At 70.3% G+C, this 12,749-nt stretch carries 10 protein-coding genes; 4 read left to right on the top strand and 6 right to left on the bottom strand.

Annotation, left to right across the window (positions count from 1 at the left end; all coding sequences use genetic code 11):
* Window positions 1–115: 115 nt before the first annotated feature.
* Window positions 116–1,243 (bottom strand): NAD(P)/FAD-dependent oxidoreductase, encoded by a 1,128-nt coding sequence (locus ABD331_RS02035; RefSeq protein WP_344470437.1) that lies wholly within the window; start codon window positions 1,241–1,243, stop codon window positions 116–118.
* 113 nt (window positions 1,244–1,356) lie between these two features.
* On the opposite strand from ABD331_RS02035, the gene ABD331_RS02030 reads away from it, so the two are divergent.
* Complete coding sequence (locus ABD331_RS02030) at window positions 1,357–2,529, top strand: TerC family protein (RefSeq protein WP_344470436.1); 1,173 nt, start codon at window positions 1,357–1,359, stop codon at window positions 2,527–2,529.
* Window positions 2,530–2,621: 92 nt separating this feature from the next.
* Here the strand turns inward: ABD331_RS02030 and ABD331_RS02025 are convergent, their stop codons facing one another.
* Both ABD331_RS02025 and ABD331_RS02020 read right to left on the bottom strand, forming a co-directional pair.
* Window positions 2,622–5,777 carry an AAA family ATPase gene (locus tag ABD331_RS02025; protein WP_344470435.1) on the bottom strand — a complete coding sequence of 1,052 codons (3,156 nt, stop codon included), beginning with the start codon at window positions 5,775–5,777 and terminating at the stop codon, window positions 2,622–2,624.
* A gap of 10 nt (window positions 5,778–5,787) precedes the next feature.
* Entirely contained in the window at window positions 5,788–6,435 is a 648-nt protein-coding gene (locus ABD331_RS02020) for a hypothetical protein (RefSeq protein ID WP_344470434.1), read from the bottom strand.
* A gap of 278 nt (window positions 6,436–6,713) precedes the next feature.
* Between ABD331_RS02020 and ABD331_RS02015 the strand changes: the two genes are divergently transcribed.
* Window positions 6,714–7,049: a carboxymuconolactone decarboxylase family protein gene (locus ABD331_RS02015; RefSeq protein WP_344470432.1), complete on the top strand. Its 336-nt coding sequence runs from the start codon at window positions 6,714–6,716 to the stop codon at window positions 7,047–7,049.
* Here the strand turns inward: ABD331_RS02015 and ABD331_RS02010 are convergent.
* Window positions 7,009–8,175, bottom strand: coding sequence for a PQQ-dependent sugar dehydrogenase (locus tag ABD331_RS02010; protein ID WP_344470431.1), 1,167 nt, complete (start codon window positions 8,173–8,175; stop codon window positions 7,009–7,011). The two genes, ABD331_RS02015 and ABD331_RS02010, sit on opposite strands and share 41 nt — an antisense overlap.
* Window positions 8,176–8,288: 113 nt before the next feature.
* Here ABD331_RS02010 and ABD331_RS02005 point away from each other — a divergent pair, with 113 nt between their 5' ends.
* Entirely contained in the window at window positions 8,289–9,041 is a 753-nt protein-coding gene (locus ABD331_RS02005) for an SDR family NAD(P)-dependent oxidoreductase (protein ID WP_344470430.1), read from the top strand.
* Between the two features lie 97 nt (window positions 9,042–9,138).
* Here the strand turns inward: ABD331_RS02005 and ABD331_RS02000 are convergent, their stop codons facing one another.
* The gene (locus tag ABD331_RS02000; protein ID WP_344470429.1) at window positions 9,139–10,353 is read right to left on the bottom strand and encodes an ABC transporter ATP-binding protein; all 1,215 of its coding nucleotides are present in this window, start codon (window positions 10,351–10,353) and stop codon (window positions 9,139–9,141) included.
* A gap of 202 nt (window positions 10,354–10,555) precedes the next feature.
* Here ABD331_RS02000 and ABD331_RS01995 point away from each other — a divergent pair, with 202 nt between their 5' ends.
* The gene (locus ABD331_RS01995) at window positions 10,556–11,626 is read left to right on the top strand and encodes a LacI family DNA-binding transcriptional regulator (RefSeq protein WP_344470427.1); all 1,071 of its coding nucleotides are present in this window, start codon (window positions 10,556–10,558) and stop codon (window positions 11,624–11,626) included.
* Here the strand turns inward: ABD331_RS01995 and ABD331_RS01990 are convergent.
* Window positions 11,598–12,749, bottom strand: a complete 1,152-nt coding sequence (locus tag ABD331_RS01990; protein WP_344470425.1) for a 2,5-dihydroxypyridine 5,6-dioxygenase NicX family protein — start codon at window positions 12,747–12,749, stop codon at window positions 11,598–11,600. The two genes, ABD331_RS01995 and ABD331_RS01990, sit on opposite strands and share 29 nt — an antisense overlap.

The raw sequence follows: 12,749 nt of genomic DNA, 5'->3' as shown, positions 1-12,749 counted from the left end.
CGAGTCTTACGGACGGCCGTTTCCCGGTTTTTGCCCGAATGTGAACGCCGTGTTAATCGGGAGGCTTTATTTCCGTCCCAGCACACTCCTGAGACACCGCGTGCCCGGCTCAGGTTCAGGGCGCGAACGGGGTCAGCTCCGGCACCGTCGCCCCGCCCAGGATCGATCGGGCCAGCGCGTCGCCCGTGAACGGCGCCATCGTCAGCCCCGCCGCGCCGAACCCCGTCACCACGTGCAGCCCGTCCTCACCGGGCAGCGGCCCGGCGATCGGCACCTGCTCCGACGGCAGCGGACGCAGCCCGACCCGCGTCTCGATGAGCGTCGCGTCGGCCAGCCCTGGCGCGATGCGCAACGCGTCCGACAGCCCCTGCCACTGCCCGCGCGCCGTCACCCGCGCGTCGAACCCGCTGCCCGTCTCCCTGGTCGCGCCCACTGCCACCCGCGAGTCGTCGAAGGCCACCAGGTAGTGGTGCGACAGCGGGTGCACCGACGGCCAGCGGCTGGTGTCCACCCCTTCGAGGCGCAGGTGGGAGATCTGGCCGCGCTGCGGCTCGACCGCCAGCCGCAGGCCGCGCGGCTCCAGCAGCTCGTTGGCCCACGCTCCGGAGGCCACCAGCACGGCGTCGCCCTCCAGCAGGCCGGAGCCCACCTCGACGCAGGGCGGGCCCTGCGGGCGCAGCCTGGCCCGGCCGTGCACCAGCCGGGCGCCATGGTGGGCGGCGCCCTGGAGCAGCGCGTCGCGCATGGTGCGCCCGTCCACCCGGCCGCCGCCGGAGACGAACACGCCCTCCAGAGTCTCCGACAGCACCGGGAAGAGGGCGCGCACCTCGTCGTTGCCGATGCGCCGCACCTCACCGACCACCGAGCCGACCGCCGAGCCGCCCACTGAACCGACCGCCGTGCCCGCGTCGCGGGCGCGCGCCTCGACGCGGGCCTGCGCCTCCGCCAGCCGCGCCGGGTCCTCGTGCACGATCAGCTCGCCGTTGCGGCGATAGTCGGTACGCTCCACGCCCGCCTCGGCCAGCAGCCCGATGACCTCGGGGTAGTAGGCGGCGCCGGCCGCGTACAGGTCGTAGAAGGGGCCCTCCACGGCGGAGGCCCACGGCGCGATGATGCCGGCGCTGGCCGCCGTGGCCTGCCCCGCCTCCCCCGAGTCCACGACGGTGACGCGCGCGCCCCTGCGGGCCAGCGCGAACGCGGCGCTCGCGCCGGCGATCCCGCTGCCGATGACGATCACATGCATGATCCCTTTCCTACCGTACGGGGCTTGGGCTCCCGCCTACCGGGTAGCACCTGCGACGACACGCTTCCGCAAGTCGCTCCCCCCACGACGGCCGGCACACATGGAGCTTTGGAGTGCACGTTTCCGCCACGGTGTGGTGGCTGACGATCCTGGGGATCGTCGGGCTGCTGCTGTTCGACTTCTTCTTCCACGTCCGCAAGTCGCACGTGCCCACGCTGCGCGAGGCGTCGGTCTGGTCGGCCCTGTACGTCGGCATCGCCCTGCTGTTCGGCGTCGGCGTCTGGATGTTCGGCGGCTCGGAGCCGGGGGCGGAGTACTTCGCCGGTTACGTGACGGAGAAGGCGCTGTCGGTCGACAACCTCTTCGTCTTCCTCGTGATCATGTCGAGCTTCAAGGTGCCGCGCGCCGACCAGCAGAAGGCGCTGCTGTTCGGGATCGTCTTCTCGCTGCTCGCCAGGTCCGGGTTCATCCTGGTCGGGGCGGCCCTGATCAACATGTTCGCCTGGGTGTTCTACCTGTTCGGGCTCATCCTGCTGCTCACTGCGGGCAACCTGCTCAAGCCGGAGGGCGAGGAGAGCCACTCCCCCGACAACCTCATGGTGCGGGTCGCGCGGCGGCTGCTGCACACCAGCGACACCTACGACGGCGACAAGCTGTTCACCGTCCAGGACGGCAGGCGCGTCATGACGCCGATGCTGCTCGTCATGATCGCCATCGGCGGCACCGACATCCTGTTCGCGCTGGACTCGATCCCGGCCATCTTCGGCCTCACCCAGAACGTCTACCTGGTCTTCACCGCCACCGCGTTCTCCCTGCTGGGGCTGCGGCAGCTCTACTTCCTCATCGACGGGCTGCTGGACCGGCTGATCTATCTCGCGTACGGGCTGGCCGTGATCCTCGCCTTCATCGGGGTGAAGCTGATCCTGCACGCGCTGCACGAGAACAACGTGCCGTTCATCAACGACGGCGAGCCGGTGCCGGTGGTGGAGATCAGCACCGGGCTGTCCCTGTCGGTGATCATCGGGGTGCTGGTGATCACAGTGCTGGCGTCGCTGTTCAGCGCGAAGGGACGGGTGCAGAACACGGCGTCGATGATGCGCAGGCACGCGCAGGAGTACCTGGACGTGGAGCACGATCCCGGGCTGCGCACCGAGCTGTACGGCAAACTGGTGGCCGGGGAGGAGCAGCTCAGGGGGCTGCCGGACAAGCACAGGAAGCTCGTCCGGCAGGAGGCCGAGCTGAAGGAGCTGCTGCGGCGCGTCCACGAGGAGCACGACCGCTCGTAGAAAGGACACGCGCGGGCCGAGCCGCTCGCAGAGAGGACACGAGCGGGCCGAGGCGCTCGCTGGAACGCCCCGGCCCGCGCGCGGTCCCGCGCTCAGGTACGGCGGTCGGTGCCGTTGCCGTCGTAACCGAGCAGCCGCATGGCCGTGTCCGGGTCCATCGCCGCGGCCAGGAGCTGGGCCCTGGCGTGGGCCTGGTCACGCTCCTGCTCCGCCTTGGCCTGCGCCGTACGGATGCCCTTGATCGCGACGAACGCCAGCCCCGCGCCCACGATCCCCGCGACGACCACGACGAACAGCAGGAGCAGCAGCCCGGGCGAGGCCACCCCGGCCACCGTGGAGCTGGTGCCAGCGCCGCCGCCCAGCGTGCCCGTCACCGCGAGCGCCGCGATGATGGACAGCACCACGAGGCCGAGCAGGCTGGCGATGACCAGCCACACCCGGCTCACCGGCCGCTTCTGCGGGGGCGGCGGGGCGGCCGGGGTGCTCACCACGACGGGCACCGGCGTGCCCACCGGTGCGGGCGGCTGGGCGGTGCCGGCCCAGGGCACGAACTCCGGCCTGTCGGACGGCTCGGCAACCGACCCCTCGGTGACAGCGGGCCCCGGAACAGGCGGCCCCACGGGCGGTGCCGGAGACGGGGCCGTGGACGAGCCCGCGGGAAGCGGCGTGCCCGGCGGTGGCGGCGGCGCCACCTGGATCACGGGCTGCGCCTGGATCACCGGCGGCGAGCCAGGCGCCTGCATCACGGGCGGTGAACCAGGCGCCTGCATCACGGGTGGCGAGCCGGGCGACTGGATCATCGCGGCGGTCCCGGGCGGCGCCGGATGCACGCCCATCACCCCGGCGACCCCGCCGAAGGCCCCCGGCACGACCTCCACCGGCTCCTGGTGCCCCGGCAGGTCCCGCTCGATCCGGCTGTGCTCCTTGTGCGCCCTGACCGCGTCCCGGTGGTACTCCTCCAGCTCCTGGTACAGCTCGTCGGAGGTGTAGATGCTGCCGTCCAGCAGCGGCCCGGTCTCCCCGCGGATGATGGCGACCACGTCGTCACCGTTGAGCGTCTTGTGCGTCTCCAGCGCGTGCGCCAGGCAGAGCACCTCCCTGCGGTGCTCCTGCAGCAGCTCCTCGGTCTTCTCCAGCAGCCGCACCAGGTTGAACTCGATGCGCTCGCCCAGCACGTCGGGCGTCAGGTCCTGCTGGCGTCTGCTCGGCTCCCTGTCGGTGATGCCGATGGCGCCGCCGGGGCCGCCCGGCTTGCGCACGGCCTTGCCGCCCATGATCTCCAGCTCCTGGAGCGCGGGCAGCGAGGTGACGCCCGAGCCCATGCCCCAGTACGACTCCATCATCGCGGTGAGGTAGGTGGCGGAGTACAGGTCTCCTGAGACGCCGGAGGAGTTGTCCTCGCCGAAGAACATGCGCTCTCCGGCCAGCGAGGCCAGGGAGACCATGATGTCGGCCTCGTGCTCGGACTTCCACCGGGTGAACTGGTCCTCGGGCTTGATCGAGGCGACCATGCCCAGGTAGTCGGCGCCCTTCTCGATGGTGGCGATGTCGATTTCCAGGTGGAAGCGGGTCACGTACGCGACGACGGCGTGGCAGGCCTCGTGCACGGCCACGGCGTGCCGCTCGCGCTCGATGTACTCGACGTCCTCGGGCGGGCCGAGCTGCTTGAGCCGCTTGGCGCGCAGCACGTCCGACCAGGTGATGATCTCGCGCCCGTCCCTGATGGCGGTGATGAGCGACTCGTTGACCAGGTCCTTGATGGTGGCGCCGGTGGCGTACGGGGTGATGGTGGCGAGCTTGTCGACCTGTTCGGGGGTCAGCTCGTGCTCGACCTTGTCGAAGTAGCCCTGGTAGGTGCGCACCCGCCCGGCCTTCGACGGGTAGCCGACCTTGTAGATGCGGTCGATGCGGCCCGGCCGCAGCAGCGCCTCGTCCAGCGCGTCGGGCCGGTTGGTGGCCATCATGACGAGGATGCGGTACTTGGGCGGCGGCTTGGGCCGCATGCCGAGGAGCCTGCGGACCAGCCGGTTGAAGAAGCCGCGCGGCTTCTTGAGCCCGGACAGCTCGGTGAGCAGCGCCTGGAGGGTTCCCGGGTCGCCGCTGTTCATCATGCCGCCGCCCATCATGAAGCGGTTGCGCCCGCCTGGCTCGTCCTGCTTGCCGGGGCGGAAGGTGAGCATCTGGCGGGTGGCCTCGGACATGTAGTTCATGCCGTGGCAGCCGTCGAAGCCGGACGAGTGCCCGGCGAAGCCGCCGCCCTGTCCGGGCGGGCCCTGCTGGGCGAGCCGGCCGCGCTTGCCGAGCGAGTCGGCCTCGTCGAAGAAGACGATCACGCCGCCGTACCGCAGCGCCAGCTTGCGCAGCTTCCTGAACAGCGACTTGACCTTGAGGATGCCGATGCCCATGAACATGTTCGTGAACGCGCCCGGATCCACGAACACATACGGCTTGCCGGTCTCACCGGCCACGGCCTCGGCCATCAGGGTCTTGCCGGTGCCCGGAGGGCCCCACAGCAGCAGGCCGCTGGGGACGTACCCGCCGCGCTTCTCGATCTCGTCGGGCCGCTCCAGGAAGACGATGTTCTCCTGGACGCGCTCGACCACGTGGTCCTGGCCCCACACGTCGTCGAAGCGGGTCTTGATGTCGTCCGGGAAGTACGTCTCGACTCCGCCCCTGGACAGGAACCAGAACAGGCCGACGAACTGGATGATGACGAAGAAGAACAGGAAGACGATCTGCAGGAAGAACGGCAGCGCCTGCCAGAGCAGCGCCGGCGCCTGCAGCAGCGCGGTGAACGGGCTGACGTCCAGCACCGCCCCCAGCACCAGGGCGATCAGCGTGATGAAGAAGACGATCTTCAGAGCGCGGGCGAGCCGGAAACGGGTCCAGTCGTCGAAGCGGCGGTGCGTCCAGCGCTCGAACCCGCCGAAGACCTTCTGGCTCCAGAAGCGGTGGTAGCCCGACCAGTGCTCGCTGATGAGGAAGTGCAGTTGCCTGACGATCTCCGCGCCGAGCAACCAGAAGATCCACTGGTACTCCATCGCGATGCGCCGCGCGGCTTCGGGGAAGGAGATGATGCCCTCGAAGTCCGCCATCACCTTCCACGTCAGGACGAGGTAGGCGAGCACGAGGGCGATCAGGAACTTGCTCCGGTCCCAGAACTGCATTTTCTTCCTGGTCACGGATTCGGGATCGTTGGGCCCGCTGCCGGGGGCGCGCAGCCCTTCATGGTGAATCGTCGTGGTCAATGAAGCTCCCTCATCCGGGCAGCCGGAGCAGCTTGAAAGAACTCGCGATCTTGTCGAACTCGGCGGCGCGCTTCGCGTAACAGAGGGACTGGCAGCCGATGAGCATGACGGAGACCGTGGCGCCCTTCTCGTCGAGAATGGCGGTGTGGTCGAAGGTCTGGACGTCGTTGCCGATCTGGTAGTTGAAGCGGACGCGCACTCCCCTGGCCCCGCTGTCGAGGCTCAGCACCTCGTCGCTGATGGGCTCGAAGCGGCTGAACATCGGCGGCTGGCTCATGGCCATGGCCTGCTGCAGGTAGGCCGTGCGCATCTCCTCGGTCACCGGGAGGACGAAGTCGCGCAGCCTGTTGAGGGAGATCGAGTCGCGTTGCTCTTCGGTGAGCTGGTGCACGGTGGCGTAGACGAACGGCTCCGTCGAGCCGAGCAGGTGGTTGACCGACGGATCCGCTGACTGGTCGAAGGCCGTCGACCAGACCCGCTGCGCCCGCAGCAGCGCAGCTTGCGAGTTGGGATGGTCGCCGGACAGGTACAACTCGATGGGATAGGCGTCGAGCTGCGTGAACGAGGCCGGCACCTTGAAGTACGTGGTGCCGCTCTTGTCGCTGACGTAGGTGAACTCCGGCTGCCCGCACGCGGACAGCATCAGGACCGCGACCATGAGCGCGATCAAAGCCCGTGTTTTTTTCACCAGGGCTTACCTCCGCATGACGGACCAACGGAGTTGTTGTGCCCGCTTTGGAGGGAAATCAGCTCGCTGCACGGTGAGAAATCTTGACCAAATCTTGCCCAAGCCTTGGCTTTACTTGTTACAGACCCAAAAGCCCTCCGTGCAGGGGTTGCGGCGCTCCGCTACAACGTTCATGCAACCCCCATTGGTTCATCCCGGGAAGTAGCGAAAGATATGAGGATCCCTATCGACAACCCCTGGAGCGGACAATGACAGAACCCGCGATGGAGACGGTCGACTCCTTCGGCATGACAGCCGAGCGCCAGTTCGCCGACCTCTGGTCCCGGTCGGTCCTGACGGTCAAGGAGCGCAGGCTGCTCCTGCTGGGGCTGCTCGTCGGCCAGGGGCTGCACGAGATGACCGACGCGCAGCTCGACGTCGCGCTGCGCGCCGGCGAGCTGAGCGAGGCCGAGCTGCGGGAGGTGGCGGTCTTCCTGACGCACTACGCGGGCTGGGCCAGGGGCGCCAAGCTGAACGACCAGGTGGAGTCGCTGATCGAGCGGGTCAGGCGGCCTCGATCCGATAGATCGGACCCTGCAGGCTGAGCGCATACAGCTCGCCGTCGGGGCCCTCCCCGAACGACGAGAGCTGGTCCACCCTGCCGACCTCGGCCGAGTCGCTCACGTCGGCCGCGGGCGCGGCCCTGACCCATCCGGCGCAGAAGTCGCCGTACAGGAACTGCCCCTTCAGCCAGGGGATCTTCTCCCCGCGGTAGACGTACCCGGCGATCACCGAGCAGTTGCCGCCCTCGCCCAGCGGGTAGACGATCACCGGCTCGACGAGGCCGCGGGCCTGGCCGTCGCGGAAGCGCGCCCTGCCCTCGCGCAGGTTCCAGCCGTAGTTCTCGCCGCCCCTGCTGCTCGCGGGCTGGTGGTCGACCTCCTCCCAGGCGTTCTGCCCGACGTCGCCGATCCACAGGTCGCCGGTGCCGCGGTCGAAGCTGAACCGCCAGGGGTTGCGCAGGCCGTAGGCCCAGATCTCGCCGCGCGCGCCCCTCCTGCCGGCGAACGGGTTGTCGTCCGGGATCTTGTACGGGTCGCCGCGCGGGTCGATGCGCACCAGCTTGCCGAGCAGCGTGTTCAGGTTCTGGCCGTTGCCCTGGGGGTCGCCCGCGCTGCCGCCGTCGCCGAAGGCGATGTAGAGGTAGCCGTCGGGGCCGAAGGCGAGCTGGCCGCCGTTGTGGTTGGCGTACGGCTGGTTCTGCCTGAGCACGTCGCGCCTGCCGGTCGCGCGCTCGCCGTCGTAGGCCCACTCGGTGACGTGGGTGTGGCCCTGCGCGTCGGTCCAGTCGAGGTAGACCCAGCGGCCGGTGGGGTGGAACGCGACGCCGAGCAGCCCCTGCTCGTTGCCCGTGCTCACCTCGCCGGACAGGTCGATCACGACCCTGCCGTCGGTGGTGCGCAGCCGGCCCGTCTGCTCGGCCACGTAGAGCCGGTCGTCGCCCTTGCGCACGGCGAACGCCACCGGCTGCTCCAGCTCGGCGATCCGCGTGAAACGCAGCTCGCCGCGCTCCTCGGGCGCGGGCGTGGGTGTGCCGGTCTGCGGCTCCGGCGGGCTGCTGCGGGGCGAGGGCGCGGCGCTGCTGGAGGCACGGGTGGCCGACCCGGCGGGCTGCTCGGGCGTGCAGGCGGTGAGGGCCAGCAGGAAGAGCCCGGCCACGACGATGCGCACGTCACCCATCCTGCCACGCCCGTCACGGTCGAGGCGGGCCGACCGCGCCGATCCACCGCCGTCATGGACCAGGCGGGCCGACCGCGCCGATCCGCGCCCGTTATGGTGCAGGCATGCCAACCGCACTGATCACTGGCGCGACCGCCGGCATCGGCGCCGCCTTCGCGCGCCACCTGGCCGCCGACGCCTACTCGCTCGTCCTCGTGGCGCGCGACGAGCTCCGCCTCGCCAAGGCCGCCGACCAGCTCAAGCTCAGGTACGGCGTGCGCGTCGAGGTGCTGCCCGCCGACCTGGCGACCGAGGAGGGCCTGGCCAAGGTCGAGTCGAGGCTGCGCGACGGCGTCGACCTGCTGGTCAACAACGCCGGCTTCGGCAACGCGGGGCACTTCCCGTACGTGCCGGTCGAGAACGAGCTGCGGATGCTCAAGGTGCACTGCGAGGCCGTGCTGCGGCTGACGCTGGCGGCGCTGCCCGGGATGCGGGAGCGCGGCCGGGGCGCGATCGTGAACGTGGCCTCCGTGGCGGCGTTCTTCGGCAGCCGCAGCACCTACAGCGCGTCCAAGGCGTGGGTGGTGAACTTCAGCGAGTCGGCCGCCGCCACGGTGGCCGGCTCGGGCATCCGGGTCATGGCGTTGTGCCCCGGTTTCGTGCGCACCGAGTTCCACCAGCGGGCCTCGATGGACAGCTCGGGCATCCCGTGGTTCCTGTGGCTGAAGGCCGAGGACGTGGTGCGGGCGGGGCTGCGCGATCTGGCGCTGGGCAAGCGGGTGTCGGTCCCCGACCTGCGTTACAAGCTCATCGTGGCGATCGGGCGGCTGGTGCCGCGCGGCTTGCAGGCCACGGTGTCGCGACGCATCGGGCGCTGACGCCGTACCAGAGAAAAAGCGGGCCCCCGCCGCGGGAGGGGGTCGCGGTGGGGGCCCAGGCGGTCGCGGGCTCACGCCCGCGACCGGGAACCGGATGTCAGCGGTTGGCCTCGTGGCCGATCGACAGGCCGGAGGTCGGGTCGAAGAAGTGCAGGTTGTGCGTGTCGACGACCAGCTCGATGCTCTGGCCGGGACGCACGTGGCTGCGGGCGTTGACGCGGGCGGTCCACAGGGACTTGTCGCCCGACAGCGGCAGCGTGGCGTCCTCCTCGTCACCCGCGTCGGCGGCGGCGACGGTGTCCTTGTGCTCGACCGGCGGGGCGTCGATCAGGAACAGCACGTTGATCTCGGAGCCCAGCTCCTCGGTGACCTCCGCCTTGACGGGCAGCGTGGCCCAGCCGTTGGCGTGGCTGCCGGCGGAGGCGGAGTCCTCGAAGTCGGACGGGCGGATGCCGAGGATGATCTTCTTGCCGATGTACTGGTCGAGGCCCGGCTTCTCGGAGAAGGTCGTCTCGGGGATCGACAGCCTGATGTCGGCGAAGGTCACGGCGGCGCCGCCGTCGCCGCGCACCAGCTCGGCGGTGACGAAGTTCATCGAGGGGGAGCCCATGAAGCCGGCGACGAACAGGTTGACCGGCTTGTCGAACAGGTTCTGCGGGGTGTCGACCTGCTGGAGCAGGCCGTCGCGCAGGACGCAGACGCGGTCGCCGAGGGTCATGGCCTCGACCTGGTCGTGCGTGACATAGACGGTGGTGACGCCGAGGCGCTCGTGCATCTGGTTGAGCGAGGCGCGCATGGAGACGCGGAGCTTGGCGTCCAGGTTGGACAGCGGCTCGTCCATGAGGAAGGCCTGCGGCTCACGGACGATGGCGCGGCCCATGGCGACACGCTGGCGCTGACCGCCGGACAGGGCGGCCGGCTTGCGCTTGAGGTAGGTCTCGAGGCCGAGCATCTTGGCGGCCTCGTTGACGCGCTTCTGGATCTCCGCCTTGGGCATCTTGCGGAGCTTGAGGCCGAAGGCGAGGTTCTCCTCGACCGTCATGTGCGGGTACAGCGCGTAGTTCTGGAAGACCATCGCGATGTCGCGGTCCTTCGGCGGCAGGTGGTTGACCACCTTGTCGCCGATGGCGATCTCGCCACCGCTGATGTCCTCCAGACCCGCGATCATCCGGAGCGCGGTCGACTTGCCGCAACCGGACGGGCCGACCAGCACCATGAACTCGCCATCCTTGATCTCAAGGTTGAGCCCGTTCACGGCCTTCACGCCACCGGCGTAGATCTTGTCGACGTTCGTCAGAACGATGGATGCCATGACATTCCTTCGCGCTCCAGGGCGGATGGCCCGGATGGTCCCGTCAGATCCACTCGCACGGAGTGAATCTCCCCACTCAGCGTGGATACGTTTTCAAGCATCTCACCCGAAACGGACATCGGTGTCAAGGGTTACGGCGTGACCAGCCGTTGTACTCACAGGTGGCTTCCAGTTTTCCGGGAACCATGATGGAATCGTTTCCATGGAGAAGCGGGCGACGATCAAGGATGTGGCCGAGGCGGCCGGCGTGGGCGTCGCCACCGTCTCCCGGGTGCTGTCGGGCGGCTCGGCCAGCCCGCAGACCAGGGAGCGCGTCCTGGCCGTCGCCGCTCAGCTCGACTACCGCCCCAGCGCGCTGGGGCGCAACCTGCGCCAGCGCCGCACCGGCGGCATGGGCCTGCTCGTCCCCGACCTGACCGACACCTTCTACGCGCAGCTCGCCGAGGGCGTGCTCGCCTGTGCCCGCTCGGCCGGCGAGCCCGTCGTGCTCGGCTCCACCGCCGGCGACCCCGAGCAGGAGGCCGAGCTGATCGGCATGCTGCTGGAGCAGAGCGTCGACCGGCTCATCGCCGTCCCCTCCGGCGAGGAGGACACCTGGGCCCCTGCCGTCCGCGCGGGGATGACGGTGGTCTTCGCCGACCGCCTGCCCGCCCCGCCGTCCCCCGAGGTGGAGGACCCGGCCGGCGCGGCCGTCGGCGACCTCATGCTCCTGGACGGACTCGCCGCCCCCCAGCCCGCCTTCAGCCGCCCGCCCGAGGTGCCCGCCGTGCTGGCCGACGACCGGGCGGGCATCCGCACCGCGGTCCGCTACCTGCGCGGCCTCGGCCACCGGCGCATCGCCTTCCTCGGCGGCCCCGGCCACGACCGGCGGGCCTCGGCGTTCAGGGAGGCGGTGGGCTCGCCGGTGGACGAGGAGCTGGTCGTGTTCGGCACCGGCAGCCGCGACTCCGCCTACGCCGCCGCCTCCGGCCTGTTCCAGAGCCGCCCCGACCTGTCGGCCGTGGTCGCCGGCGGGAACGTGCTCGGCGAGGCCGCCGTGCTGGCCGCCAGGGAGCTGGACCTGCGGGTGCCGCGCGACGTGTCACTGGTGATGTACGACGACGTGCCCTGGGCCGAGCTGTGCTCCCCGCCCCTCACGGTGATCGCGCAGCCGGGCCGCGACATGGGCTACCGCGCCGCCGAGCTGGTGCTGCGCTCCGGCGGGCGCAGGGCCCGCTCCGTCGTCCTGCCCACCGAGCTGATCGTCAGGGGAAGCTGCGGCCCCCACCGCTGAGCCCCGTGTAGCGGCGCGGCAGGATCATCACCGGGTTGTCGTCGAGGATCACCTCCGGCGGCCCGAACCGCGCCGCCACCTCCCTGATCTCCGGCTCGTCGAGCAGCAGCAGCCGCCCCCGCTCCACGAACGTCTCGCCGTCCACGACCACGGTCGGCCGGTCCACCTGGCAGTCGCAGTGCGCGAAGCCCGGCCCCGAGGTGACCGGCGCGCCGTCGGTCAGCCCGTCCAGGCCGCAGTAGAACGCCCCCGCGTGCTTCTCCCGCTCGAACTGCGTGCCGCCCGCGACGCGCACCTTCGGGTTCAGCCCGAACAGGGCGTGCCGCATGTAGAAGCCGCCGGGCGCGTAGCGGCGCAACTGCCCGGCGGCGGCCCCGCCCTCGATCTTGCGGACCAGGTTGCCCTCCAGCGTGACGCGCAGCGGCTCCTCAGGCACGCCCGTGACCGTGCTGTCCTCCACGACCAGCACGCCCTCCGTCTCCGCCGGCCAGAAGTTCACGCCCCCGTACGGGAACGGCCGCCAGTCGCCCGGACGCAGCCCGCCAGGACCGGGATCCTCGAAGGTCAGTCCCGCGAACGTCAGGTCCGTGCCGCGCGCCGACGTCACCCTGATCGAGGAGGCCGCGTTGAGCTGCCGCAACGCCCTGGCCACCAGCGCGTGGAAGACCTCGGCGGGCAGCCGCGCGCCCGTCAGCAGCGCGCCCGCCGTGGCCGCCATGTGCAGCGACAGGAAACGGACCGAACGGGCCCTGATCTGGTCGAAGAACAGCGGGGCCGTGTGCACCTCGCCCCACCACGTCCCGCTGATCACCACGTCCGCCTCGTGGAAGGCGGCCGTCTCGATCGGCAGCGGCGCCTCCCTGTCCCATCCGCCCGCGCTGAACGACGGCACCGACAGGATCCGCACGTCGGCGTCGCGCAACGCCGCCGCCGCGGCGATCGCCTGCACCACGACCGGGTCGACGGTGTGCTCCATCATCAGCAGCACCCGATCGCCCGCCGCGAGCCGGACGTACTCGCACAGATTGTGCACGCCGGGCATCAGCTCGACGATCGAGTACGGGGACACGGCCGGCTCGGCGACATAGCTGAAGGGCGATGCCGCGTACGGATTGATCGTCAT

This window comes from Nonomuraea monospora (assembly GCF_039531895.1).
Taxonomy (GTDB): Bacteria; Actinomycetota; Actinomycetes; order Streptosporangiales; family Streptosporangiaceae; genus Nonomuraea; species Nonomuraea monospora.
This window is presented reverse-complemented; position numbering and strand designations above follow the sequence as displayed.

Bases quoted from the DNA above. Each gene is read 5' to 3' on its own strand.
- ABD331_RS02035 (WP_344470437.1), bottom strand. From the start codon at position 1,243: ATGCATGTGATCGTCATCGGCAGCGGGATCGCCGGCGCGAGCGCCGCG.
- ABD331_RS02020 (WP_344470434.1), bottom strand. From the start codon at position 6,435: ATGGTCGCGGTCCTGATGCTGTCCGCGTGCGGGCAGCCGGAGTTCACC.
- ABD331_RS02015 (WP_344470432.1), top strand. From the start codon at position 6,714: ATGACAGAACCCGCGATGGAGACGGTCGACTCCTTCGGCATGACAGCC.
- ABD331_RS02005 (WP_344470430.1), top strand. From the start codon at position 8,289: ATGCCAACCGCACTGATCACTGGCGCGACCGCCGGCATCGGCGCCGCC.
- ABD331_RS02000 (WP_344470429.1), bottom strand. From the start codon at position 10,353: ATGGCATCCATCGTTCTGACGAACGTCGACAAGATCTACGCCGGTGGC.
- ABD331_RS01995 (WP_344470427.1), top strand. From the start codon at position 10,556: ATGGAGAAGCGGGCGACGATCAAGGATGTGGCCGAGGCGGCCGGCGTG.
- ABD331_RS01990 (WP_344470425.1), bottom strand. From the start codon at position 12,749: ATGACGATCAATCCGTACGCGGCATCGCCCTTCAGCTATGTCGCCGAG.